The 23,958-nt window shown below is 36.0% G+C and carries 22 protein-coding genes, 1 tRNA gene and 1 pseudogene; 10 read left to right on the top strand and 14 right to left on the bottom strand.

The window, feature by feature from the left end; genetic code table 11:
* Nucleotides 1-70: 70 nt before the first annotated feature.
* Entirely contained in the window at nucleotides 71-433 is a 363-nt protein-coding gene (locus RCH13_RS09760; RefSeq protein WP_326987059.1) for a hypothetical protein, read from the top strand.
* A 241-nt stretch (nucleotides 434-674) separates the two neighbouring features.
* Here the strand turns inward: RCH13_RS09760 and RCH13_RS09765 are convergent, their stop codons facing one another.
* From RCH13_RS09765 to holA, 11 genes and pseudogenes are all read right to left on the bottom strand, one after another.
* A complete protein-coding gene (locus RCH13_RS09765) occupies nucleotides 675-2,255 on the bottom strand; it encodes a calcineurin-like phosphoesterase family protein (protein WP_326987060.1) in 1,581 nt (526 codons plus the stop codon).
* Complete coding sequence (locus tag RCH13_RS09770; RefSeq protein WP_326987061.1) at nucleotides 2,256-3,002, bottom strand: glycerophosphodiester phosphodiesterase family protein; 747 nt, start codon at nucleotides 3,000-3,002, stop codon at nucleotides 2,256-2,258.
* A 4-nt stretch (nucleotides 3,003-3,006) separates the two neighbouring features.
* Nucleotides 3,007-4,455, bottom strand: coding sequence for a SusD/RagB family nutrient-binding outer membrane lipoprotein (locus RCH13_RS09775; protein ID WP_326987062.1), 1,449 nt, complete (start codon nucleotides 4,453-4,455; stop codon nucleotides 3,007-3,009).
* A 6-nt stretch (nucleotides 4,456-4,461) separates the two neighbouring features.
* The gene (locus RCH13_RS09780) at nucleotides 4,462-7,437 is read right to left on the bottom strand and encodes a SusC/RagA family TonB-linked outer membrane protein (protein WP_326987063.1); all 2,976 of its coding nucleotides are present in this window, start codon (nucleotides 7,435-7,437) and stop codon (nucleotides 4,462-4,464) included.
* Nucleotides 7,438-8,107: 670 nt separating this feature from the next.
* Nucleotides 8,108-8,485 (bottom strand): annotated as a pseudogene (locus tag RCH13_RS09785) (site-specific integrase); the annotation flags it as partial.
* Between the two features lie 12 nt (nucleotides 8,486-8,497).
* Nucleotides 8,498-9,340, bottom strand: a complete 843-nt coding sequence (locus RCH13_RS09790; RefSeq protein ID WP_326987064.1) for a site-specific integrase — start codon at nucleotides 9,338-9,340, stop codon at nucleotides 8,498-8,500.
* Nucleotides 9,341-9,595: 255 nt separating this feature from the next.
* Nucleotides 9,596-9,680, bottom strand: a tRNA-Ser gene (locus RCH13_RS09795).
* Nucleotides 9,681-9,790: 110 nt separating this feature from the next.
* Nucleotides 9,791-10,156: a fluoride efflux transporter CrcB gene (gene crcB / locus RCH13_RS09800; protein WP_326987065.1), complete on the bottom strand. Its 366-nt coding sequence runs from the start codon at nucleotides 10,154-10,156 to the stop codon at nucleotides 9,791-9,793.
* A gap of 129 nt (nucleotides 10,157-10,285) precedes the next feature.
* The gene (gene trxB, locus RCH13_RS09805; RefSeq protein ID WP_326987066.1) at nucleotides 10,286-11,227 is read right to left on the bottom strand and encodes a thioredoxin-disulfide reductase; all 942 of its coding nucleotides are present in this window, start codon (nucleotides 11,225-11,227) and stop codon (nucleotides 10,286-10,288) included.
* Between the two features lie 101 nt (nucleotides 11,228-11,328).
* Nucleotides 11,329-12,090, bottom strand: a complete 762-nt coding sequence (locus tag RCH13_RS09810; RefSeq protein WP_326987067.1) for an alpha/beta hydrolase — start codon at nucleotides 12,088-12,090, stop codon at nucleotides 11,329-11,331.
* A gap of 142 nt (nucleotides 12,091-12,232) precedes the next feature.
* Nucleotides 12,233-13,267: a DNA polymerase III subunit delta gene (gene holA, locus RCH13_RS09815; RefSeq protein WP_326987068.1), complete on the bottom strand. Its 1,035-nt coding sequence runs from the start codon at nucleotides 13,265-13,267 to the stop codon at nucleotides 12,233-12,235.
* A 2-nt stretch (nucleotides 13,268-13,269) separates the two neighbouring features.
* On the opposite strand from holA, the gene RCH13_RS09820 reads away from it, so the two are divergent.
* The 3 genes from RCH13_RS09820 (at nucleotide 13,270) to RCH13_RS09830 (ending at nucleotide 15,733) form a co-directional block, all read left to right on the top strand.
* Nucleotides 13,270-13,704, top strand: coding sequence for a type I restriction enzyme HsdR N-terminal domain-containing protein (locus RCH13_RS09820; protein ID WP_326987069.1), 435 nt, complete (start codon nucleotides 13,270-13,272; stop codon nucleotides 13,702-13,704).
* 97 nt (nucleotides 13,705-13,801) lie between these two features.
* Nucleotides 13,802-15,115 carry a Na+/H+ antiporter NhaC family protein gene (locus tag RCH13_RS09825; protein ID WP_326987070.1) on the top strand — a complete coding sequence of 438 codons (1,314 nt, stop codon included), beginning with the start codon at nucleotides 13,802-13,804 and terminating at the stop codon, nucleotides 15,113-15,115.
* 3 nt (nucleotides 15,116-15,118) lie between these two features.
* Nucleotides 15,119-15,733, top strand: coding sequence for an HAD family hydrolase (locus RCH13_RS09830; RefSeq protein ID WP_326987071.1), 615 nt, complete (start codon nucleotides 15,119-15,121; stop codon nucleotides 15,731-15,733).
* Nucleotides 15,734-15,825: 92 nt separating this feature from the next.
* On the opposite strand, the gene RCH13_RS09835 is transcribed toward RCH13_RS09830, so the two are convergent.
* Nucleotides 15,826-16,185 (bottom strand): cupin domain-containing protein, encoded by a 360-nt coding sequence (locus RCH13_RS09835; RefSeq protein ID WP_326987072.1) that lies wholly within the window; start codon nucleotides 16,183-16,185, stop codon nucleotides 15,826-15,828.
* A 274-nt stretch (nucleotides 16,186-16,459) separates the two neighbouring features.
* Between RCH13_RS09835 and RCH13_RS09840 the strand changes: the two genes are divergently transcribed.
* Nucleotides 16,460-17,203, top strand: a complete 744-nt coding sequence (locus RCH13_RS09840) for a dienelactone hydrolase family protein (protein ID WP_326987073.1) — start codon at nucleotides 16,460-16,462, stop codon at nucleotides 17,201-17,203.
* 210 nt (nucleotides 17,204-17,413) lie between these two features.
* Here the strand turns inward: RCH13_RS09840 and RCH13_RS09845 are convergent, their stop codons facing one another.
* Nucleotides 17,414-18,067, bottom strand: coding sequence for a CoA transferase subunit B (locus RCH13_RS09845; protein WP_326987074.1), 654 nt, complete (start codon nucleotides 18,065-18,067; stop codon nucleotides 17,414-17,416).
* A 126-nt stretch (nucleotides 18,068-18,193) separates the two neighbouring features.
* Between RCH13_RS09845 and RCH13_RS09850 the strand changes: the two genes are divergently transcribed.
* The 4 genes from RCH13_RS09850 (at nucleotide 18,194) to RCH13_RS09865 (ending at nucleotide 22,054) form a co-directional block, all read left to right on the top strand.
* Complete coding sequence (locus RCH13_RS09850) at nucleotides 18,194-19,996, top strand: ABC transporter ATP-binding protein (RefSeq protein WP_326987075.1); 1,803 nt, start codon at nucleotides 18,194-18,196, stop codon at nucleotides 19,994-19,996.
* A 14-nt stretch (nucleotides 19,997-20,010) separates the two neighbouring features.
* Nucleotides 20,011-21,060 carry a flavin monoamine oxidase family protein gene (locus RCH13_RS09855; RefSeq protein WP_326987076.1) on the top strand — a complete coding sequence of 350 codons (1,050 nt, stop codon included), beginning with the start codon at nucleotides 20,011-20,013 and terminating at the stop codon, nucleotides 21,058-21,060.
* 448 nt (nucleotides 21,061-21,508) lie between these two features.
* Complete coding sequence (locus RCH13_RS09860) at nucleotides 21,509-21,742, top strand: hypothetical protein (protein ID WP_326987077.1); 234 nt, start codon at nucleotides 21,509-21,511, stop codon at nucleotides 21,740-21,742.
* Between the two features lie 3 nt (nucleotides 21,743-21,745).
* The gene (locus RCH13_RS09865; protein WP_326987078.1) at nucleotides 21,746-22,054 is read left to right on the top strand and encodes a type II toxin-antitoxin system RelE/ParE family toxin; all 309 of its coding nucleotides are present in this window, start codon (nucleotides 21,746-21,748) and stop codon (nucleotides 22,052-22,054) included.
* A 98-nt stretch (nucleotides 22,055-22,152) separates the two neighbouring features.
* Here the strand turns inward: RCH13_RS09865 and RCH13_RS09870 are convergent, their stop codons facing one another.
* Nucleotides 22,153-22,854 carry a CoA transferase subunit A gene (locus tag RCH13_RS09870; RefSeq protein ID WP_326987079.1) on the bottom strand — a complete coding sequence of 234 codons (702 nt, stop codon included), beginning with the start codon at nucleotides 22,852-22,854 and terminating at the stop codon, nucleotides 22,153-22,155.
* A 614-nt stretch (nucleotides 22,855-23,468) separates the two neighbouring features.
* Between RCH13_RS09870 and rplS the strand changes: the two genes are divergently transcribed.
* Entirely contained in the window at nucleotides 23,469-23,822 is a 354-nt protein-coding gene (rplS, locus tag RCH13_RS09875; protein WP_326987080.1) for a 50S ribosomal protein L19, read from the top strand.
* Nucleotides 23,823-23,958: the final 136 nt, after the last annotated feature.

Below are 23,958 nucleotides of genomic sequence, written 5' to 3' on the forward strand. Positions count from 1 at the left end.
GTCGTTTTACCAAAAAAAAGAGGTGGTCAATTTAAACCGAATTTACATGGTCACTTTAAACCGAATCTAGGTGGTCAATTACACCGAACTTTGCACTACGCATCAAATTGTTCTTTTTGATCATGTAGGTGCTGGAACTTCAGACTTTTCCACCTATTCTTTTACAAAATATGATCAATTGGAAGGCTATGTTGCAGATATTGTAGAATTCGCTATCGAGTTGAATATTAAAAAATGCAATTTTGAAAGGGCATTCAGTTGGAGCTATCATGAGACTTATTGTTACCTATGTGGATCCTACTCTTTTCAAACACATTATTCTTGTCAGTCCGTCACCTTCATATATTATCACAAAGATTTTGTAACAGGCTTTAATCAATCTGAAATCGATGAACTTTTTGAGCGCTCAACTATAAAAATTTTTGAAAAATAAATCTGTGAAAAAAGCACCTACATCTCAGTAAATGCAAAGTTTCCACTTTTATGGTTTAATATAGCAAGTGCTACAATTTAGTAAGTTAGAGAGACTGAACGTCATAGATTATTATTTTTAGAAAAAAAAATGATTGTAATGTTCGCTACATTATATATTTGGTCTTGAACTCTGATATACTTCAGCAAAAAAACCAACTTAAAAAGTTGGTCTCTGAAAAAAATATATGAAGAAAAAAAAGTTACGGAATTGGAAGCGTCGGTTGAACTTCGAAAGTTTCAGAACTTCCATATTCATTACCGAACATATCGATCACTCTCACCTCCAGTTTGTGCATTCCTACGGTTAATTTATTGGTAAAACCAGCAATCCAAATATGCCGTGATAGTTCAGGATTTGAAGGGCGTCTACCATCGAGTAACTTTTCGGTAGTATCCCATTTATAAACAGACTGCGCAAAGGTAGGATCGACCGTTTCATTATAATCCATCTCCTTCCAATCTGCGCCGTCTATGCGATATTCTACCTTGTCTTTTTTGCTGCCCATAAAGAAATTTGCTACGATCTTCGCAGATGTTCGAGAGGGAAAAGGAATTACTTTTGGGACAGATAATTTGATTTGATAGTCATCGTCTTTTCCGAAGGATTTGTATTTGATATCATACTGATTATCTTTAAAACTAATAAATGAATAGCCTTTTAAAGTACCGTCTCTCATCGTAGAAGTTGGAAGTCCAGCTTGATCCGGCGTGCCAGAATACCAATCTCCACTTGTCGTTCCTGCATTGTACTCATGTAAATCTTTAGAACCATTCCATCCATCTTTTTTTCCATAAAAAAGCTGTTGCTGTAAATGCGTGTGTGCGGAAAGCAGCAAAACATTGGAAAATGGACTTAGAAAATCGAACAGTTTCTGACGATCTGCATTTCTAAAAGTATTTTCATCTGTATGATTTAATGGGATATGAAAAGAAACCACAATCAATTTGTTTTTATCTACCAATTTCAAATCATTCTCGATAAATTGCAACTGATCTTTCCGAAAACCGCCCCAATAGCCTTTTCCAGTTCGTGGATCAGGATATAGAATGTCATCTAAAATAATGAAATGCACATTTCCATAATTAAACGAATAGTTTGCAGGTCCAAAATTTAATTCAAAAGTTTCATCGGAAAGATGATCTTCTTTCGCTTCATAATTCATGTCATGGTTTCCCATAACATTGTACCACGGCAAACCAATTTCTTTCATCACGTCAGCATAAGGTTTCTGCAGATCTAAATTATCTCCCACCAGATCTCCTAAACTAATTCCAAAAACGGCATTCTTTCTATTGTTCTTTACTTCGTTAACAATTCCTCTTTTAAAATAATCCAATTCTTTTTCGGTGTAAGGTTGTGGATCACCAAAAACCAGAATATCAAAATTGTTTGTTTCATCTTGCTTCTGCAAAGAGAAGTTTAATTCTTTTGGAAGTTTCTCCGTTGGTTTAACACCTTGGTATTTAAAATGAGTCGGAGAACCTTTGGGCTTATGATGGTAATAAAATTGAGGCAAATTCCTTACATTTAAAGAAACTTTATAGCCCGTAGGTTTTATTACAAATACGGTTTGATCTTCCTGGATGGGTAAATTGTAATATCCTTTTTTATCTGTTACAACAACCTCGACCCCGTTTGAGATGGCTACATTTTCAATTCCTTTTTCGTTTTGCTCTTTTTGTTGGTTTTTATTGAGGTCATGATAGACATAACCAGAGACTGAAGTCTGAGAAAATGTTAATCCCGAAATTAATAGACAGGAAATTAAGTATGTTTTCATTTATTTATTTTTTAGTTGGTCAGGAATATTAGTGGTGATAAAATCAATTCCTTGTTTTTTTAGTTTTACAAAGAGTTCAATATCGTTTACCGTCCAAGAATTGGTAATTAATCCCAAAGTTTTAGCTTCCGAAATCCAAGTAGGATTTTTCAAAAAAACAGAATAATGATAATCTAAACCGTCCAAGCCTACTTCTTTTATTTCTAATGGCGACAAGTCTCCGTTCAGATACTGGACTTTAAAAGAAGGTTCTACTTTTTTAATCTGTTTACAAATATTTAGACTGAATGAAATAAATTCACTTTGGGATTCCAGGTTCAGTTCTTTAACCAGCTGGATTGTTTTCCGCACCAACTCGTTTTCCTTTGCTTCCGACTTGATGGGTTTCAGTTCTATAATTAGTTTTAAAGATGGGTTCTTCTTTCCTTTTTCTAAATACGCCTTTAACGTTTGAATGTTCTCACCGTTTTTCAATTTCAATTTCTTTAAATCCTCAAAATTGGTTTCAGAAATTTCCATAGGCCCGTGATGCTCATCATGATTAATGATCAAGACGCCATCTTTTGACATTCGAACATCAAATTCTGTCCCGTAGATCTTTAAATTCTGAGCATTTTCTAAAGCTTGAAGGGAATTCTCAGTGGTGGGAGGTTCTGTTTGCCAAAACCCGCGGTGTGCGATTATTTGAGTTTGCGCTTGCATGATCAATATATTTAAAAGTAAAAATGCAATGGTGTATTTTTTCATAATTCTATTGGTTCCACCACATTTTAGTGTTAATATTATCTCCGCCCATTCTCTGAGAGGCAATTACATAATTTTCATAATTTTGAATCTTGGTAGAGGTGGGATAAAGCATTCTTTGAGGCATTTTACCGTCATTTAGCAGACCACCATTATTAGGAAGAACTGGCAAACCCGTTCGTCGCTGCTCATACCACTGCTGCTGATCGATGAAGAAAAGACTGACATATTTCTGTAACATAATGCGTTCAAAGGTACCATTATAAGCCACTTTAGGATTAGCAAAATAGTTGGCCGGAACGACATTTCCCCATTGCTCAATTGTTGCTGTCACTCCATTCTGGTAAAATATTTTTGCATTACCCGGAATAATACCTTTAAAAGACAATTCGGCCAAAATAAACTGCAGTTCAGCGTAAGTCATTACCAGGATTTTCAACGGCGCTTTTGCCAAATTCTGATTCATATTCGACGGTTGATAGGTAAAGACGCTTCCTAGCGCATAACCCGAAGCTGCTCCTTTATAGCCGATATTTTGGTTACCAGGAATACTTTTCGCCTGAGTGAAAAATTTGCTTTGTCGCGGATCTTGATTATCTGCTAAAGTTTGGGTGAAAAACTCTCCAGCAGCTCTATAGGCCGTAAAATCCTGAGGCCTGGCAACGGGTGGGAGCAAGGGTGCAACACCCGAAATATCTAAAGTCGCTCCATCTTCATTATTATTAAAAATGGGATAAGTCGTAGGATCATTTACGATTTCATTAATTCTGCCATAAACATCAATTTCTCCATTTTTCTTAAGTATTCTAGTTAGTAATCTTAATGATAAGGAATTAGCGAATTTCTTCCATTTTACAATTCCTTCCGCGCTGGTATTAGCCTGATAAAATAAATCGCCTTCGGGTAATGTTTTTGTAACATCAAATAATAAGTTGGCGGCTTTCAAATCATCTAAAAGAAATTGGTAAATATCTTTTTGCTGGTCGTATTTAGGTTTTATGATATTGCTTTCTAATATGAGTGCTTCAGACATTGGAATATCTCCAAAAGCATCTGTAAGGTTAGCAAAAATCCAGGCATTTAATACTTTAGAAATAGCAATATAATTGTTATTCTGCTCTTTTGTAGCGGCGGCATTTAATTCACTAACCTGCTTTAGCCACTTGTAGCTTGTATTCCAGTATCCGTTTCCAGTACTTTCGGTAAGATAATATCTGCTCACGGTATTTCCTTCATTCGGAAAAGAAAGTGCGACCTGCATAATGTCAAAGGTAAAATCATCCGCTCTTTTGTAACCGTAATTTGCCATTTCATACTGAATAGGTTTTAGAAAACTCCCGGCCGAGGGATTTTTAATTCTACTTGTATCAGTGTTAATTTCTTCGAACGATCTTTGACATGAATTTAGTAAAATTAATAGTAAGATGAATGTTGTATTTAAGATTATCTTTCTCATGGTTATTTAAAATTTTAAGTTAAGTTGAAAACCAATTGTTCTGGAGGTGGGAAGTTGCCCTATCTCCACGCCGGGGGTGATAGTAGCATTATTGAGGGAAGCAACTTCTGGATCAAACAGCGGAAATTCTGTCCACATCCACAGATTTTTGCCGAATAAAGCGAGCGTTAGTTCTGATAGTTTTAAAGGTGCAATAAGATCTTTTGCAAACGAATAAGCAATTCTGGCATCTCTTAATTTAACGAAAGAGGTATCAAAGGTGTTGGTTTCTATATTTGCTCTTCGATAATAATCTCCGTAATAAGAACTTATTGAAACAGGGGTTGTGTTTGGACGGAAGGATCCGTCGGCATTTTTTACCACACCGTCTCCGATCATTGTTCCGTTCGGATTATCCCTACCAGCTAAAGTATGACCGAGTTTACCTTGTTCCGACATTTTATGATGAGTCTGTGAATATGCAACCCCACCATATTGTCCATCAAACGAAACACTGAGCGTAAAGTTTTTATATTTAAAATCGTTCTGGATACCTGCCCGCCACTCTGGAAAAGCATTTCCTACTTTCTCTATCCGATCGGGTCTTGAGGTGAGACCATTTTTATCATAGATCACTTGGCCCTGATCGTTGCGTAATAATTTAAAACCCCAGAGATCTCCTAAAGATCCACCTACGGTTGCGTTATAATAAACTACACCTGCAACGGTTGCCATAGTGTAATAACTTTCTCCAGAAAATTCTTCTGGCAGACTCATGATTTCATTCCCATTCGTCGACCAGTTTGCACCGATATTCCAGGAGAAATTTTTCGATTTTACAGGAATTGCATTTAGGCTCATTTCAATTCCTCTATTCCTCACCTTTCCGGCATTAATCACTCTGTTGGAATAGCCAGATTCATAAAGAGTAGGAATAACAATAATTTGATTATCGGTATCATTCTGATACAGTGTAAAATTATAAGACAATCGATTGTTCCAAAATGAAAAGTCCATTCCCGCTTCGATGTTTGTGTTCTTCTCTGGTTTTAAGAACGGATTTGGATATGTTCCCGGAATTTCCACTGAACCGGTAAAATCACTAATATTATAATATTTATCTAATTGGTAAGGAGCCCCCGCAATACCAACTTTTGCCCAGGAAGCGCGCAACTTCCAATAATTGAATTTCTTACTGGATGTTTTAAAAATATCAGACAATATGAAACTTGTACTAACAGAAGGATAGAAGAAAGAACGATATTGTTGAGAAAGTGTGCTGCTCCAATCATTTCTTCCGGTAACATCAAGGAAAATCTTATTTTCATAATTGACGCTTAATAAACCATAAACACTATTGGCTTGCTGATCGCGGGGTTGCGGAACTTTGGTCAGTAATGAGATGGCATTGTTAAGACTGTAATTTCCGGCTATTTTTAAACCTTCAGCTCTATAGTCATTCATGATATATTCATTGTAACGAACGCTTCCGCCAACATTTGCACTAATATTAATTTTGTTCAAATCTTTCTTATACGTAAATAAAATATCGTTATTATATTCTTGATTGCTAATAAATTGCTCTCTGTAAAAACCTTTGACGTAATTGGCAGAACTCCAGGGTCTGATGGTGGTTCTTTTTTCGTTTAAAATTTCGATTCCAGATCTCAACATTACTTTAAAATCACTCGTAAATTGATAATCGGTGGTAACATTTCCGGTAAGTAATTTTTTATCTACTCCGTTCAACATTTTATAAGCAATCAGATAAGGGTTATCAATGAAACTACTAAAAGGGTGAATTTGGTCAATATCTTCCTGCCCGTTTTTCCAAATGGGTTCATACCACGCCAAATCAACATTCGGATTTTGGAATATCATAAAATAGGATATCGATTGATTATTATAACCTGTGGCGGGCAGATTATCACTTTTCGTATTGGCATAATTAAACTTGGCCGATATCTTCAGTTTATTAGATAGTTGGTGTCCTATGGATAAAGACATATTGAATCGGTCAAAACCTGTATTAGGCATCATCCATTGATTATTCAGATAAGTAAGTGATGTTCTGAAATTAGTTTTCTCGGTGGAACTTTCTATAGAAACAGTATTGGAAGACGTAGTACCGACTTCCCAAAAACCTTTGATATTATCTTTGTAAGGACGCCAAAGTTGTCTTGTTGCGCTTTGTCCTTCTAAGGTTGGGTCATATTGAAAGTATGACTGTCCATTGAATTTTGGTCCAAATGCGCTGCTTGTTCCACCAGTACTTACTCCATCTGGTGAGGCACCGTAGGAATAGTAAAATTCTCCGGCAGTATTTTTTGTTAAAGTCCCCTGTCCGTATTCATATTGATAGTCCGGCCACTTTAAAACTGAATCGTAACTTAGAGTCGAATTGAAGGAAACCAGTACTTTTCCGTTTTTACTTTTTCCTGATTTTGTGGTGATCATCAAGGCGCCGTTCGCTGCTCTTGCTCCATAAAGCGCTGCTGCCGAAGCACCTTTTAGCACCGTCACCGATTCAATATCATCTGGGTTTATACTGTTGAGGCCATTTCCTAAATCAATAGGTACATCACCTCCCGATCCTGCACCGTAAGCCGGTGTTCCAGTTCCTGTAGTCGAGTTACTTAGAGGCACACCATCTACCACAATCAAAGCGTAGTTGTTATCAAGACTCATTGATTTCTCTCCTCTCAAAGTAATCCTGGACGAGCCTAAAGGACCCGCACCTGTGCTTTGAATTTTTAAACCTGCTACCCTTCCTTCCAGACTTTGTGCCCAATTGTTATTCTGAATATTTTCGAAAACTTCACCTTTCACTTTTTCAGCAACATATCCTAAAGATTTATCCTGTCTCTGAATTCCTAAAGCAGTAATGACCACTTCCTGGATATTGGCAACACTGTCTCTTTTAACCTTTTGCTGTGCTACCATTTTTCCGCTTAATAGTAATAGTATTGGAATCGCCAATATTTTTTGAGTCTCCTTTCGCATGATCTATTTTTGTTTAGGCAAAACTAGAGAGACCTTCCTATAAGGGCATTAACAAGTCATTAACAATTCGTAAATTCTTATTAACATACGACTGCACCCAGAAAATTGCGACGCAATTTCGATGTAAAAATAGATTTAAAAGAACTCAAGCTTACTTGGTTGCCGACGTTAACATTAGATTAATACTTAAAATAGTTAACAAAAAACAGCGGATAAAAACCCGCTTTTGATGTATAATGATGACAATCGTTATTAAAAAATTAATTCACGAGCGATGATTTTAGTTTATTTACAGAAGCGGCTTTTTGTTTAGGGACCTTTGCATCAATTTCATTAGCAGAATTATTTACTAAAACTATATCGTTAACAGATTCTGCTACATTTTATAGTCTTGAAATAGCAATACATAAAAAAGTATCGCTGTGGAGAAATTATTACAAACTGCATATTTGATTCACAACCAAAAAAATTACGGTTAGAGTTTAAAACTCCAAATTGTAAATAATTGAAGTCCGCAGATTAGAATTAGAGTAGTAAGCACAAAAAATGCTGTAAAATATATTTTTTACAGCATTTCTTTTTTACTGTGATATCGTAGTTGCGATCCGGGCTGGAAGGAATGGAATCCATATCCACAAATATTATTTCTTATTGCTAATTCTGATTAATTTTAGCTTATCTTTTTCTTTTTTGTTTTTTTGATTAATACTTTTTTAAGTAAATTCATATCATCACCAATTTTCCGATCTTGAATTTTAGCATAATGTTGAGTCATTTGAACATTTGAGTGGCCCAACATTTTACTAACGGTCTCAAGTGGTACCCCATTATTTAATGTTACAGTCGTTGCAAAAGTATGTCTAGCCGTATGAAAACTAATATCGAAGTCCAGCCCGCATAAAGCAGCAATCTCTTTTAAATACTCATTCATCTTCTGATTGCTTAAAACTGGCAAGACTTTCTCATCATTCACACACTTTACATTTGTCTTATAACGCTCTAAGATCTCGTTAGCAATTGGAAGAAGAGGAATTGTTGCTTCAACCTTTGTTTTTGTTCTTTAAATCTTAATCCACTTTTCGCTATTTGCATTAACTGATATATTGTCATGTGCCAAATTCTTAACATCTGAATATGCCAATCCTGTAAAACAACAAAAGAGAAATATATCGCGAATAGTCCGTAATCTCTCAGTACTGAATAATTTGTTTTTTATCCTTTCTAGCTCATCTTCTGTAAGAAAACGAACCTCAGTAACAATGATTTTAGATTTATAATTTGAAAAAGGATTTTTGACCATCCATTCATTATCTAAACATATATTAATTATTTTCTGAAAATTCTTGATGTATTTTACGGCAGAGTTATTTCCGCAATTGCGTACCGTTCTCAAAAAGAATTCATAATCTGAAATAAATGCAGGATTAATCTCTCGCACATCAATATCTGAAATATTATATTTCCAATTCATAAATTGTTGAGTATGCCTTAGAGAAGTTTCATATCTTTCCCAAGTTCCATAAGCGAATCCTCTTCCTATTAATTCTTTCACTTGATTATTATGATCTTGAAACGCTTCTACCAAAGTGACTTTTCGTTCATCAATACCCATAAATCGATTTCGCAAACTTTCTGCGGTGATCACTTTCCGATTATTTAAAAGGTAAGTATAAGATTCGAACATTTTTGTTCTCAGACTTTCCAGAAATGAATTGAAAGATTTTGCATGGGAAGAACGCCTAGAGAATTGTCCTGAATTAGAGTTCCAGTCAATCGATTTGATAGTTTTCCCCGTGGAGAGTTCCTTTCTTTTTCCATCTACTGTAATTCGCAGATAAATGGCCGAAAAATTAGGATTACTTTTCGTTTTTTTGGCATAGAACAGTAAACTGTAAGTTTGCATAGGTAATGATTTAAAAGGTTAATAAATGTATATCTGAACCTTTAAACCTGCAAGATGTTCAATAGCTTGTATAAATGATGAACAGGCTGTTTATGTTAAAATTCGGTGCGTACCTATTTTTTATTTCGTGGTACTCACCGCGCTACTCTCTTTCCATTTGTATCGATATGATATATTTTGATCGATTATAAACACAAAAAAGCCTTTAAATACTACTATTTAAAGGCTTTTGATGCTTTCTAGTTTCTCAACCAGCGGAGAACTAGGGATTCGAACCCCAGGACCTGTTACAGTCAACAGTTTTCAAGACTGCCGCAATCGACCACTCTGCCAGTTCTCCAACTAAAATAGATTTCTCTTTTTCAGTGGTGCAAATATAAAGAGCTTTTCAAGAGTGACCAAATTATTTGAGGGAAAAACTTGCAAATCCTTAATTATCAAAGGGAATAATTAATTTTTCAGCACTTGAAGTCCCAGAAACACCGCTCCAACCCCCACAATCACACTCAACGCGATATATAAAATCAGGACGCCATAGTTGCCTTCCTGCCACAAAGAATAATTTTCTGCAGAGAAAGTAGAAAATGTGGTAAAGCCCCCACAAAATCCCGTGATTAAAAGAAATTTTGAATAATGATCCACTTTCACGAAATATGAAGTGAAAATCCCAATTAAAAAACACCCGATCATATTTACGATAAAAGTACCCATCGGAAAGGAATTAACGCTCCAGAACTTTTGGGTATAATTCGAAATTAGGAAGCGCAAGACGCTTCCTAATCCGCCTCCTATAAATATGTAGATGAGGTTTTTCACTTAATTGATGATAGATGTTAAATGATGGATGTTGGTCATTCGATAAGTGATTAAACTACCTATCAAAAATCAAATAATATTAAATCTTTCCTCCTGTTTCTTTTTACTTTTAACTTGGCTCTTGCCTTCTTATTCCAGTTCTCCCAAATATTTTTCCGCATCCATTGCTGCCATACAACCACTTCCAGCTGCTGTTATGGCTTGACGGTAAATGTGATCCTGAACATCTCCCGCGGCAAAAACTCCAGGTAAATTAGTCAGACACGTATCAGATTTCGTAATGATATAACCGTTGTCATCCAAGTCAATCTGACCTTTAAAAATATCGGTATTCGGTTTATGTCCAATCGCAATAAATATTCCGTGAACATCAATTTTTGTTTCCTCCTTTGTCTGGTTGTTTATCGTTACGGCTCTTTCTACCAAAGAATTCTCGCCTTCAATCCCGATTAACTCATGGTTGAATAATACTTCAATATTTTTTGTATTGTTCACGCGGTGAATCATGGCTTTGGATGCACGCATGTAATCTTTTCTCACTAAAACAGTCACTTTGTTGCACAATTTAGAAAGGTATGTTGCCTCTTCTGCAGCCGTATCTCCAGCTCCAACTACCACCACATCTTTTCCTTTGTAGAAAAAACCATCACACGTTGCACATGCAGAAACGCCGCCACCCATGTATTTTTTCTCATCGTCTAGACCCAAATATTTCGCAGTTGCTCCCGTAGAAATAATGACAGACTTGGCTAAAATTTCGGTTTTCCCGGCCCATAATTTATGAACGCCGCCCACTTCTTTCGCAAATTCAGCTTTGGTGATAAGTTCGTAATGAACTTTAGTTTCGAAACGTTCTGCCTGTTTTTGCAGATCCATCATCATTTCTGGTCCCGTAATACCGTCTGGATACCCCGGAAAATTATCAACTTCCGTCGTCGTGGTTAATTGTCCACCGGGTTCTAAACCTGTGTATAAAACTGGTTTCAAGTCGGCTCTGGCGGCATAAATTGCGGCTGTAAATCCAGAAGGTCCGGATCCTACAATCACACAGTCTAAAATATTTTCTTCCATTTGATCTGATTAATTTTGAAATTGTTTTTGAGGGGTCAAAAATCGTTATTTATTTTCGGTTAGCGAAGTTATTCGCGATGAATTTTGTCAATACCTCAGTTTTAATCTTCTGTCAGAAATTTTCGAAAATACTTCGCTATTTCTGCTTTCTGGGTTAATGTTCCGCTGTCATCCATATCATTGTGGATGGTGGCGGGAAGTTTAATAATGGTCATTCCCCATTTTTTCTGATGGTCTAAAGTAGGAATCACGCCAACATCAGCGGGTTGATCACTGGAACGAAGAGAATAAATTTTTGGTTGAGAAATAAGCGGAAATGCATATCTTCTTTGATCCAGAGTAACTAATTTCCAAACCAATTCTGGATGTTGTTCTGCAAACAAAACGCTCATATCGCCTCCATTAGAATGCCCTGCAATGACGACTTTATTATAGTTTAACAGTGGATACTTTTTCTTCAATTCTTTTAAAACAAAATTAATATTTTCCGCACCACGATAGCAGTTGGACCGTCGAACAACTTGCGGATTCCCCTCTAATGGAAGCAAATCATCTGTTGGAAGTTCATGCTGAATACTGGCCACGAAAAAACCCTCTTCTGCTAAATTTCCGAGGAGATTATTATAATGAAGATTGCTGTCAGGATTATTTCTGCCATATCCATGACTGAAAATGAGGACAGGTGTATTTTTAAGTTCTAAACCTTTTTGATAATAAAAAGCAAGCGGAATTATTCGATTTCGTGAAGCATCAAAATACGCAACACTTCTTGTAGGTTGATTTATATTTTCAGCAAGTGAACTGATTGATGTTTTACAGGAAATCAAAAAGAAAAAGAGAAAAATGGGGAGTAAATTCTTCATAAAAAGATTCTTTAGGAGTATCGATTCAAATATTTTAAGTGCGTTTCGACTCGGTCTGAGTCGAGCTTCTTTTCTGGAATGAAGTGGGGAAATATTCTAACTATCAATGACAAGAGAGCGTATGAATAGAATATAAAAAAAATTAAGTCTTCACTTTATACTGATCCACTTTCAAAATTTTGAAGACCATTTCTCGCAACAATTCGCTGTCCGTCATATTAATCGCGCCCAAACCTTTGCTTTTTAAATCCATTTCTCGCAAAATTGAAATGCATCGGGTGCAATGTTTCAGATTATAAAACTGCGCTGCTTCTGCAAAATCTTTGAGGAAATAAGGATTTACTCCCATGACTGAAGCTTGATTTTGGGGAGAATCTCCCTTCATGGTATGAAAAATAATAAGATTCGAAAAGAAATTGTAGAGGCTTCCCATCGCCATAATAAGCGAGGTCGATTTTGATTTTCCCATGTAATGTGCAATTTTGAAGGAATTAACTTCATCCTTTTTTCCGAGGGCTTTGATGAGTTCAAAAACATTAAAATCTTTGCTGATTCCAATGTGTTTTTCAATGGCTTTTTCGTCCACATTTTCATCCGACTTTAAAATCATTTTTAACTTTTGCAACTCATTGGTGATTCGGGATAAATCGGTGCCCAAATACTGCGACAACAAAACAGGAATGTTCGGTTTGGCTTTTAAACCCAGGGTTCGCAACTCCTGATCAATCCATTTTGGAACATCATGATCTTTTAATTTTTCACTGTGAAAAAGCATTTTGCCTTTAGATAAAGCTTTGGTGAAGGCTTTCCGCGCATCTACTTTTTTGTATTTGTAGGCGATTACTAAAATCGTGGATTCTACAGGGTTTTCGGCGTATTGCAAAAGCGCTTTCGCTTCTTTATCGGTCATTTTAATTTCTTGCGCTTCTTTTAAAATGATGACTTGGCGATCACCCATCATGGGAAATTGACGCGCCAAAGAAAGCACCTCTGAAAAGTTGGTATCCTTGCCATAAACCACAGTTTGGTTAAAGGCTTTTTCATCTTCGGTTAAAACATCATTTTCAAAAGACTTCAGTGCAACATCTACAAAATAAGGTTCATCGCCGTGGAAAAAATAAATCGGCAGAAGCTCTTTATTTTTAATATTTTTGAGGATTAAATGTAATTCTTTCATAAATGGAACTGCCGAAACTGAATTTTAAGGAGGATTTTTCTTTCGATATCAAGAGAGACAAAGATAAGTTTTTTATTTATGATTTGGTCCGCAAGTCGTGGCTTCTCCTCACTCCGGAAGAATGGGTGCGGCAACATTGGGTTCATTATTTTCACTATGTTAAAGGTCGAAATTTAAGTTCTTTGATCTTAGAAAAGAAATTGGTTCTCAACGGAACTACAAAGAGAATTGATCTATTGGTTACCGAAAAAACGGTGGCAAAAATTCTGGTAGAATGCAAAGCGCCACACATTCAACTCACAGAAAAAACCTTTGAGCAAACAGCGCGATACAATTCTATTTTACTCGCGGAAGAAATTATTTTGAGCAATGGATTGCAACATATTTACGCGAAGTTTCTCCACGGAAAATATGAATTTTACGAAGGGGAATTTTAATCAACTCCTATTCTCTTCCGCATTAACATTCTTTCTCGATTTTTCTTTTTAAAATAATCTCTTTGTTTTTTGATCTTATGAAGCTTAGTTTTGCACCATGATGAAATCGAACGGCTCTTTTACAGCCATCACGCCCTTGCTTATCTTCGTAAGTGTTTTTTTGGGAGCAGGTATTTACAACCAAGATTTTTACGCTTTGCCGTCGCCAATAGCCGCTTTAATTGGGATTGTGTTTGCTTTTATTTTACTGAAAGGTAAAGTGAATTCAAAAATCGATACTTTTCTAAAAGGTTGTGGGGATGGAAAAATCTTAACCATGTGCATAATTTACCTTTTGGCGGGAGCCTTCGCCACGGTTTCAAAAGCCACCGGAAGTGTGGACACGATTGTCAATTTAGGATTAAATTATATTTCTGCTGAATATTTTCCGGTCGGGATTTTTGTCATTGCTTCTTTTCTGTCTTTCGCATCAGGGACTTCGGTCGGCTCAATTGTAACACTCGGACCAATTGTCATTGAACTCGCAGAAAAAAGTGGTTCGCCTCTCGGTTTAATTGGCGCTGCCTTACTTTCGGGTGCCATGTTTGGGGATAATCTTTCCCTTATTTCCGATACTACCATTGCATCTACTCAAAGTTTAGGTTGTGCCATGAAAGATAAATTTAGAGCCAATTTTAAACTCGCTCTTCCGGCGGCGATGATTGCAGTCATAATTCTTGTTTTTCTCGGATTTAATCAGGAATCAAATTCCGTTTTGATGGATGAAAAAGATTTTAATTTCCTGCTGATTCTCCCCTATTTATTGGTCATCGCACTTTCTATCATTGGAATTAATGTTTTTATCGTTCTATTTTCAGGATTACTTTTCGCGGGAGTTTTAGGTATGTTTAATGGAACTTTTGGACTGATGGATTTTGCAAAAAGTTCTTATGAAGGTTTTACGAGCATGACGGAAATTTTCCTACTTTCTCTTCTTACAGGAGGTTTAGCGGCTTTGGTTGAAAAGGCGGGTGGAATCAATTTTCTTTTAAGAAATATCAATAGAATTATTGACTCCAAGAAAACGGCTTTATTAGGAATTGGTGGCTTGGTAAGTGTGGCTAATTTCTGCGTTGCCAATAATACGATTGCCATTTTAATTTCCGGAAAGGTGTCGAAAGAAATTACGGATAAGTACGGCTTAAAACCTCAGGAAAGTGCTTCGGTACTGGATATTTTTGCGTGCTACGTGCAAGGTATTATTCCGTACGGCGCACAAATTTTGCTTTTGATTTCCCTCAGCAGTTTTAAAATGAGTTATGCCGATTTGGTGTTGAATTCCTTTTATCTGCATCTCCTTTTAATCATTACTTTGGGTTCCATTTTCTTTAGAAAATTTAAGAATAAAAAACTCAATAATTCTACAAGTTAAATTATGATGAACATTAAAAATATCATATTCGATTTCGGCGGTGTGGTTATGGATTGGAATCCGCGCTATTATTTCAGAGATTACTTTAAAGATGAGGAAAAGATGGAGTATTTTCTGAAAAACATTGTGACAGATGAATGGAATGCAGAACAGGATGGAGGAAGAACTTTAGAGGAAGGCACAGAAATTCAAGTGGCAAAGTATCCAGAATGGGAGAAAGAAATCCGCGCGTATTATGACAATTGGACCACGATGCTCAAATCTGATATTCCTGAAAATGTGGCGGTGCTTCGCAAGCTTGCAAATACAAATCTTGAACTTTTTGGATTAACGAACTGGTCCGCAGAAACATTTCCATACGCTTTAATAAACTACGATTTCTTCGAACTTTTCAAGGGAAAAATAGTGGTTTCCGGCACAGAAAAAATGATCAAACCAAATCCAGAATTGTGGCATCTTTTACTGAAGCGGTACGAGATTAAAGCAGAAGAATCTGTTTTCATTGATGATAATCAAAAGAATATTGAAGTGGCGAAAAGCTTAGGATTTATCTGCGTTCACATCAAGGAAGATACTGATTTGGAAAAGGAATTAAGAGATTTGGGAATAGCGTTTTAGTTTTCCTTTCCTCTAAAAAGGAAGTGAAGAATTTTTACTTAATAGAGATTCTCCACTTCACTTCACCATGATGTGTTAAGAAAGTCAGTATTCTATTCCTCTCGATTCACCAAATCCATTGAAAAGGCAGGCAGACAAATCGCCAAGTAATCGCAGGGATCTTCAAATGGATTGCTGTACCGAACGCGCGCTCCTTTTTCAATCATAATGCTTTGTCCCGTTTCGAGCACAACGATTTCATCATCTATTTCAAATTGTTTTTTCCCTTTGATGAAATAGGTGAATTCATCGAATTCTGGCGTCTGAAAAGGTTCACTCCAATTGGGTGGAGCCACCATATGTGCAATAGATATTTTTGGATTTCCCGTAGAATTTCCCCAGATTTCTTCAATGAGTTTTCCATCTGTAGTTGGAACGATGAAGGGTGATTTTTGAATTTTATATTTTGCCATGGGATTAATTTATACGTACAAGATAATCAAATTTTGGTTTTCATTTTTAGGTGGGGAGAATATATTGTGATGGATGATGGGTGATGTTGGATGATGAATGATGAATGATGGATGATGAATGATGAATGCGTATGAAGTGCATCTATAAATTTAAATGGTTTTCGGTTTCTGGAGGAACACTTTATTATTAAAATTATCAATTAAAGTCATTTTATACTTTTTTTCAAAGTCGTTCATATTGTGCGTATTTTTGAGTCTTTAAAATAAACAGAAAATGATAAAATCACTTTTTTTAGCAGCATTATTTATGACATCAGGAACAGTTTTTAGCCAAAATTTAAAGCAAGTTTCCTATAAAGATGGAACGCAAAAATTAAACGGATTGGTAACATCAAATGCAGGTAAAAAATTACCGGGTGTTTTAATTTTACCCGCCTGGAAAGGAATTGACAATGAGGCAAAAATGGCGGCCGCAGAATTGGAAAAAGCTGGTTACATTGCCTTCATCGCTGATATTTATGGAGAAGGAAACTTGCCGACTGACAACGCTTCTGCTGCAAAAATCGCAGGATATTTTAAGCAAAATTATGAAGTTTACCAAAAAAGAATTGCTTTAGCTTTAGAGGAATTAAAGAAAAGCGGTGCCATTACGGAAAAAATTGCGGTGATTGGTTATTGCTTCGGAGGAACCGGTGCTTTAGAAGCCATGCGAGGAAAAATGCCTGTAGCAGGAGTAGTTTCTATTCACGGTGGATTGTCCAAAGATCCAGCGCGACTCAACACTCCAATCACAACCAAAGTTTTAGTGGAACATCCAGCAGAAGATGAAAGCGTAAAACCAGAAGATTACACCCAATTGGTGGAGGAAATGAGAGCGGGAAAAGCAGATTGGCAAATCATTACGTACGCAAATTCTAAACATACCTTTACCAATCCAGAATCTCCAGACTACAATCCGGTAATGGCCATGAGAGCTTGGAATCATACCCTTTTATTCTTGAAAGAAATTTTGAAATAATTGTTCAATAAAAAATTTAGGTCAACTTCATTGTAAGCTCAGTGTTTCTATGAGTTTGTCATTCTGACGAAGGAAGAATCTCCAGATTATATTTTCCTGCAGAATTACCTGTTTAGGTATACTCTCTTTCATCTAGATTTGCATATGCGAGATAAAAAAAATCCTTTTCACTTCTGAAAAGGATTTTTTATTTTTGAGAAACTCGATTGATTAGAATTGCATTTCAGGAATTTCTCCCTCAATGATTAAGTCGGCTTCCGTTGATTTTACAATTTGTTCTACAGAAACACCGGGCGCTCTTTCTAAAAGTTTAAAACCTTTGGACGTCACTTCTAAAACTGCCATTTCTGTGACTATTTTTTTTACGCATCCAACACCAGTCAAAGGCAAGGTACATTTCTTCAAAATTTTACTTTCTCCCGCTTTATTTACGTGCATCATGGCGACGATAATATTTTCTGCAGAGGCTACCAAATCCATGGCGCCACCCATTCCTTTCACCATTTTCCCCGGTATTTTCCAATTGGCAATATCTCCGTTTTCAGAAACTTCCATCGCACCCAAAATAGTTAAATCTACTTTCTGACTTCTGATCATTCCGAAACTGAAAGCAGAATCAAAGAATGAAGCACCGGGCAATGTGGTGATTGTTTGCTTTCCAGCATTGATTAAATCCGGATCTTCTTCGCCTTCAAAAGGAAAAGGTCCCATTCCGAGTACGCCATTTTCACTTTGAAATTCTACGGAAAGATCGCGGGAAACGAAGTTGGCCACCAAAGTTGGAATACCAATTCCGAGATTTACATAATATCCATCCTTTACTTCCTTAGAAATTCTTTGGGCAATCTGTTCTTTTGTGAGCATAGTTTTAAGTTATACTGCAATTTATTGCTTTTCTTATTCCTATACAAATGGTATCGAGACAATCTATAGTATGACCTAAACAAACCGATTAATATCTCTAATTTTGCACCCAATTATTTTTTGACAATGAAAACTTTATTCAGATACCTAAAACCTCATAAGTGGCTGCTTTTTTTATCGCTCTTTTTAGCTACTGTCAACCAGGTTTTTTCCCTCTTTAGCCCTGCGATTACAGGGAATATTTTAGACCAATTGGTTACTCATCCCAATTTTTTTGACAAAGAGGAATTGCAACCGCGAAGTTTAGACCAGTTTTTAAATGGAACAGATTTATTTCATGGGGCCTTCTATTTTCTGGGTTTATTGATTGGAACGGCAATGATTAGCCGAATAGCGAAAGCTTTCCAAGATTATGTTGTAAGTGTAATTACGCAGAAATTTGGTGCCAATATTTTCACCGATGGATTGCAACATTCTATGGCGCTGCCTTTTCAGGAATTTGAGGATCAAAGAAGTGGAGAAACGCTTTCTATTTTAACCAAAGTTCGGGAGGATTCTGTAAAATTCATCAGCAACTTTATCAATATCTTTTTCGGAATTTTGGTGAGTATTGTTTTCGTGTCGATTTACGCGATTCGTTTGCATTGGTCCATTATGCCAGTTTATGTGGTGGGTATTTTTCTCATTGCATTCATTACCAATTTATTGAGTAAAAGAATTAAGCACATCCAAAAAACCATTGTGACCGAAACCACGAGTTTGGCAGGAAGCACTACGGAAAGTTTAAGAAATATAGAAATTGTAAAAAGTTTGGGTTTAACCACGCAAGAAGTGAAACGCTTAAACAGCAATACCTATAAGATTTTGGGTTTAGAATTGCGCAAAGTAAAAAGCATTCGGTCTTTGAGTTTCATTCAGGGGACTTTGGTTAATTTTCTGCAACAGCTGATTACCTTGACTTTGTTGCTTTTAATTTTCAAAAACATCGTGACACCGGGACAGTATTTATCATTGGTATTTTATGGATTTTTCATCTTTGGACCGATGCAGGAAATCGGGAATATCATCATTTCTTATCGGGAAGCTGAAGCATCCTTGCATAATTTCGATACGTTGATGAAAAAACCGAGTGAAGAAAAACCGCATACGCCAAAAATTATTGGAGCCATCGAGAAATTACAATTTCAAAAGGTATCTTTCCAACATCAATCCGCCTCCTATAAAGCTTTGAACAATATTTCATTTGAGGTGAGAAATGGAGAAACCATCGCTTTTGTAGGACCAAGTGGATCGGGAAAAAGTACCTTGGTAAAATTGTTGGTTGGATTGTACCGCCCGAAAGAAGGCGATATTTATTTCAATGGAATCAATGGAAATGAATTTGATTTTGATGAATTAAGAAATCAGATAGGTTTTGTAACGCAAGACACGCAGCTTTTTGCAGGAACGATTAAAGAAAACCTTCTTTTTGTGAATCCTGACGCAACGGACGAAGACTTGAGAATGGCCTTGAAGAAATCCAGTTGCACGGCATTAATTGAACGCGCAGAAAAAGGCATCGATACTGTAATCGGAGAAGCTGGATTAAAATTAAGCGGTGGAGAAAAACAAAGAATCGCTATTGCACGTGCGTTATTAAGAAAACCACACTTATTAATCTTCGATGAAGCAACTTCTGCTTTAGACAGTATTACAGAAGAAGAAATCACGTCTACGATTCGCGAAATTTCTCAGGAAAAAGAACAGATCACGGTTCTTATTGCGCATCGATTAAGTACAATTATGCATGCGGACCGAATTTATGTTTTAGAAAGAGGTAACGTGATTGAAACTGGTTCTCACCAAAATTTACTGGACTTAAAAGGGTTGTACTATGCAATGTGGAGACAGCAGATCGGGGAAAGGAAGATGATGGGAACGGTAAATTAAAGCAAAACTGAACAATGATCATTATTGTAGGAGCTGGATTATCAGGATTTTTGACCGCTTATCTTTTGCAAAAAGAAGGAATTCCCTTTAAAATTGTAGAAGCGAGAAATAGAGTTGGCGGAAGAATCAATACCATTTACAGAGAAAATGAAGCGCCGATTGAAATGGGTGCGACTTGGTTCAATTCTCAACATCCACATCTGATCGCGCTTTTGGAAGAATTAGGAATTGAACGCTTTGAACAATTTATGGACTCAAAGGTTTTTTATCAAACGAATCCAAATTTACCAGCTCAAATCGTGGAGGTTCCGAAAAACGAACCGAGTTACAGAATTTCCGGCGGAACTTCTACGCTTATCGATACATTGCTGCAAAAATTAAAACCAGAAGACATAATTCTGAATCAAGCGGTAAATCACATTACAATTAATGGAAAGATCATCACCATAAAAGCCGAAAAAGTATTTCAAGCTGACATGGTTGTTTTAGCGTTGCCACCCAAATTATGGGCAAATCGCATAACGTTTGAGCCAGAAATTTCGAAAGATTTGAGAGAAATTGCTTTGCATACGCATACCTGGATGGAAGATTCCATCAAAATTGCCTTAACTTTTGCAAAACCCTTTTGGAAGGAAGAAAATATTCCGCGAACTTTGTTTAGCAATGTGGGTCCTGTTGTAGAATTTTATGATCAAGCGGATACAAAAAATTCCAAATATGCATTGTGTGGATTTATCAATTCCGCCTTTCAAAAGCTTTCAAAAGCTGAACGAAAGCAACTTGTTATCAATCAATTGAAAAATATTTTTGGAAGTTCGGTTACAGAATTTTCACATTACGAAGAATGTGTTTGGAGCGAAGATTCTGAATGTTTTCAAGATTCCGTTTCGCCACTTTATCCTCATCAAAATAATGGAAATCCCATTTTCAGAGATACATATTTTGACCAAAGATTAATTTTTTCCGGTTCCGAAACATCTTCGCGATTTCCTGGATATATGGAAGGAGCGGTAATTTCTGCGAAGGAAACGGTGCGGAAAATAGTAGAATTACAATCAAAATAAATTCTAATTTATTATCTGACCTAATTTGAACAGCAAAATATCGCGTTACCAAGATAAGAAAGGGAAATTTAAATATAACAGAATTTAGAAGTAAATTGTACGATTTGGTTCCTGATGAAATTAATTTTAAATTAAATAACCAATATTTCGGTGCTTCGCACCTTTATACCTGAACTAATTTACACGCTACCTATATTACACGACTTCGTCGTTTTTTACTTCTGCTGTTCATTTCATTTCGCTATAATTTGATGCTCATTATCATAAATTATTACAAAAAAAAACATTTCCATCCCGGGAAATGCTTCATTTCAATTATGATTTAAAATCTTCAAAAAGGAAGATTCTAACTTCTTTTTCGTACCGTTTTAAGCTAAATATTTTTCTCAAATTTCTCGATTTTAAATTCAGATAGGAATTTGTACATTTGAAATAAATTAATTCTATTATGGATTTGCAAACTCGAACATTAAATCTAATTTCTTTTCTCGCACAATTACAAGATGAAAACTTTATTGTGAAAATTGAAGATTTCATTCTCAGTAAAAGCGGTAAAGACATATATTTTAAGCCATTTACGGAAGAAGAATTAATTGTAAGAATTCAAAAATCTGAAGAAGATTTCAAAATTGGGAAATATATAACTCAAAATGAATTAGAAGAAATTTCCTCTAAATGGTAAGTTATGGAAATAATTTGGACAGATTTTGCTATCGAAAATCTAAAAATTATTTTTGATTTTTACTCTGCTAAAGCCAGTAAAAAAGTTGCACATAACATTCGCAAACAAATCCTTAAAACAAAAAAACAGCTCATTTCCCATCCTGATTCAGGTCAAACAGTATTACATCTCGAAAAATTAGAAAAAGATTACAGATATGTTTTGAGTGGAAATTATAAAATTATTTATAGAATTAATGATGCTCAATTCATTATAAGCGGTGTTTTTGATGCAAGACAAAATCCCGATAAAATGGTTAATGAAAAGCGTTAATATTAGTTTAAACCAAAATCACTTTCATACTATTTTCTAGAAAAAAAAACATTTCCCTCACGAGAAATGTTTTTTTTATCAATAAATTTAAATAATTTCTAACTTCTTTTTCGAACCGTTCTTTGCTCAATTCTTTTTTCAAATTTTTCTCCCTGAAAAATTCTTTGAACCATAATTCCGGGAATGTGAATTTCGTTCGGATCGAGTTGTCCGGGTTCTACCAATTCTTCCACTTCGGCGATGGTGATTTTTCCACTTCCAGCCATTGGAGCATTGAAATTTCTTGCAGTTCCTTTAAATATTAGATTTCCATTGTGGTCGCCTTTCCAAGCTTTTACGATGGAATAATCTGCTTTGAAAGCATGTTCTAAAATATGAGGTTTTCCGTCAAAATCTTTGACTTCTTTTCCTTCCGCGACTTCAGTTCCGTAACCTGCAGGTGTATAAAAAGCGGGAATTCCATGTTGTGCTGCACGACATTTTTCAGCTAAAGTTCCTTGTGGTGTCAATTCAACTTCGAGTTCGCCGGAAAGCATTTGTCTTTCAAACTCCGCATTTTCGCCGACATAAGAAGCAATCATTTTTTTGATTTGTTTTTTCTGCAAGAGCAAGCCCAATCCAAAATCATCAACTCCAGCATTGTTGGAAATACACGTTAAATCCGTGACGTCGCTCTCTGCTAAAGCGTTGATTGAATTTTCTGGAATTCCGCAAAGCCCGAATCCACCTACGATTAAAGTCATACCGTCACTTATTCCGGCAATGGCTTCCTGAACATTTTTCACTCTTTTATCGATCATTTTCTTCTTGTAATTTTGAAGTTTGAATTTACGATTATTTTTGGAATTCGAATTTGAAGCTTAAAGTCCTAATTTATTTTCACCACAAAAGCGCAAACGTATTACTTAATTTTTTGAAAAAGAATCTACCATTACGAGCATAAAGGAATTAAGGACATTAAAATTGCGTGCGGCAATTGGAGCGAGCAGACAAAATCGAAGACGTGTTAGTAAACACTTCGAGAGGCTCAGTGTGACAATGTAATTAATTTTAGGAAGGAGGAATATCTAACTTTTCTACGAAATTTTGATTGGATGCGGTGTTTTTGCGTGAGGGATGGAAGTGGTATCCTTTTTTTTGCGAGGGGAAAAGAAAGGGTAAAAAAAGATTTAACGTACAGCCCGACCTGAATGAGGGAATGGAGTGCGTTCCCGAAAATTCGGGAGCGCGCGTATTGACCGAGTGAAGTACACGCCCAGGATAAGGTTGAGGTTAAGGTTTGGAAATGTGAGATTTATTTTGGTAAAGTATTGGGTGATAATATTTTTTGTAGTATTTTTGCAACCTGTTAATCAACCTCTGACGAAGGACGTGAAAGTTGATTGGCTCGACAAAACAAATTTTTATTATAAAAATGGATTTAGTAAAGTACGTACAAGAAAAGTACATCACAAAAAAAGAATTCCCAGAATTCAAAGCCGGTGACACCATCACTGTGTATTACGAGATTAAAGAGGGCGCGAAAACAAGAACTCAGTTCTTTAAAGGAACTGTGATTCAATTAAGAGGAACTGGCCTAACCAAAACTTTTACCATCAGAAAGATGAGTGGAGATGTTGGGGTACAGAGAGTTTTTCCGTTGAATATGCCTGCTTTGCAGAAAATTGAAATCGACAGAAGAGGTAAAGTTAGAAGAGCTAGAATCTACTACTTTAAACAACTTAGAGGTAAAAAAGCGAGAATTAAAGACGCTGCTTACAAAAAGTAATTCTGACTTTAAGAATAGAAGAACCCATCAATTTATTTTGATGGGTTTTTTATTGCGCTGAAGTGGAGGTACGCGTTGTTTACGAGCAAAATCTTTAGCCTGGAGTTTAAATGGTGAAACTAATTAGCGGTTGAAG

The organism is Chryseobacterium sp. MP_3.2, assembly GCF_035984805.1.
Taxonomy (GTDB): Bacteria; Bacteroidota; Bacteroidia; order Flavobacteriales; family Weeksellaceae; genus Kaistella.

Coding starts and splice junctions, on each gene's coding strand:
- RCH13_RS09835 (WP_326987072.1), bottom strand. CDS start 16,185: ATGGCAAAATATAAAATTCAAAAATCACCCTTCATCGTTCCAACTACA.
- RCH13_RS09820 (WP_326987069.1), top strand. CDS start 13,270: ATGGAACTGCCGAAACTGAATTTTAAGGAGGATTTTTCTTTCGATATC.
- RCH13_RS09770 (WP_326987061.1), bottom strand. CDS start 3,002: ATGAAAAAATACACCATTGCATTTTTACTTTTAAATATATTGATCATG.
- RCH13_RS09865 (WP_326987078.1), top strand. CDS start 21,746: ATGGAAATAATTTGGACAGATTTTGCTATCGAAAATCTAAAAATTATT.
- RCH13_RS09780 (WP_326987063.1), bottom strand. CDS start 7,437: ATGCGAAAGGAGACTCAAAAAATATTGGCGATTCCAATACTATTACTA.
- RCH13_RS09830 (WP_326987071.1), top strand. CDS start 15,119: ATGATGAACATTAAAAATATCATATTCGATTTCGGCGGTGTGGTTATG.
- RCH13_RS09855 (WP_326987076.1), top strand. CDS start 20,011: ATGATCATTATTGTAGGAGCTGGATTATCAGGATTTTTGACCGCTTAT.
- RCH13_RS09860 (WP_326987077.1), top strand. CDS start 21,509: ATGGATTTGCAAACTCGAACATTAAATCTAATTTCTTTTCTCGCACAA.
- RCH13_RS09775 (WP_326987062.1), bottom strand. CDS start 4,455: ATGAGAAAGATAATCTTAAATACAACATTCATCTTACTATTAATTTTA.
- trxB (WP_326987066.1), bottom strand. CDS start 11,227: ATGGAAGAAAATATTTTAGACTGTGTGATTGTAGGATCCGGACCTTCT.
- RCH13_RS09870 (WP_326987079.1), bottom strand. CDS start 22,854: ATGATCGATAAAAGAGTGAAAAATGTTCAGGAAGCCATTGCCGGAATA.
- RCH13_RS09825 (WP_326987070.1), top strand. CDS start 13,802: ATGATGAAATCGAACGGCTCTTTTACAGCCATCACGCCCTTGCTTATC.
- RCH13_RS09840 (WP_326987073.1), top strand. CDS start 16,460: ATGATAAAATCACTTTTTTTAGCAGCATTATTTATGACATCAGGAACA.
- RCH13_RS09765 (WP_326987060.1), bottom strand. CDS start 2,255: ATGAAAACATACTTAATTTCCTGTCTATTAATTTCGGGATTAACATTT.
- holA (WP_326987068.1), bottom strand. CDS start 13,267: ATGAAAGAATTACATTTAATCCTCAAAAATATTAAAAATAAAGAGCTT.
- RCH13_RS09845 (WP_326987074.1), bottom strand. CDS start 18,067: ATGCTCACAAAAGAACAGATTGCCCAAAGAATTTCTAAGGAAGTAAAG.
- rplS (WP_326987080.1), top strand. CDS start 23,469: ATGGATTTAGTAAAGTACGTACAAGAAAAGTACATCACAAAAAAAGAA.
- RCH13_RS09790 (WP_326987064.1), bottom strand. CDS start 9,340: ATGCAAACTTACAGTTTACTGTTCTATGCCAAAAAAACGAAAAGTAAT.
- RCH13_RS09850 (WP_326987075.1), top strand. CDS start 18,194: ATGAAAACTTTATTCAGATACCTAAAACCTCATAAGTGGCTGCTTTTT.
- RCH13_RS09810 (WP_326987067.1), bottom strand. CDS start 12,090: ATGAAGAATTTACTCCCCATTTTTCTCTTTTTCTTTTTGATTTCCTGT.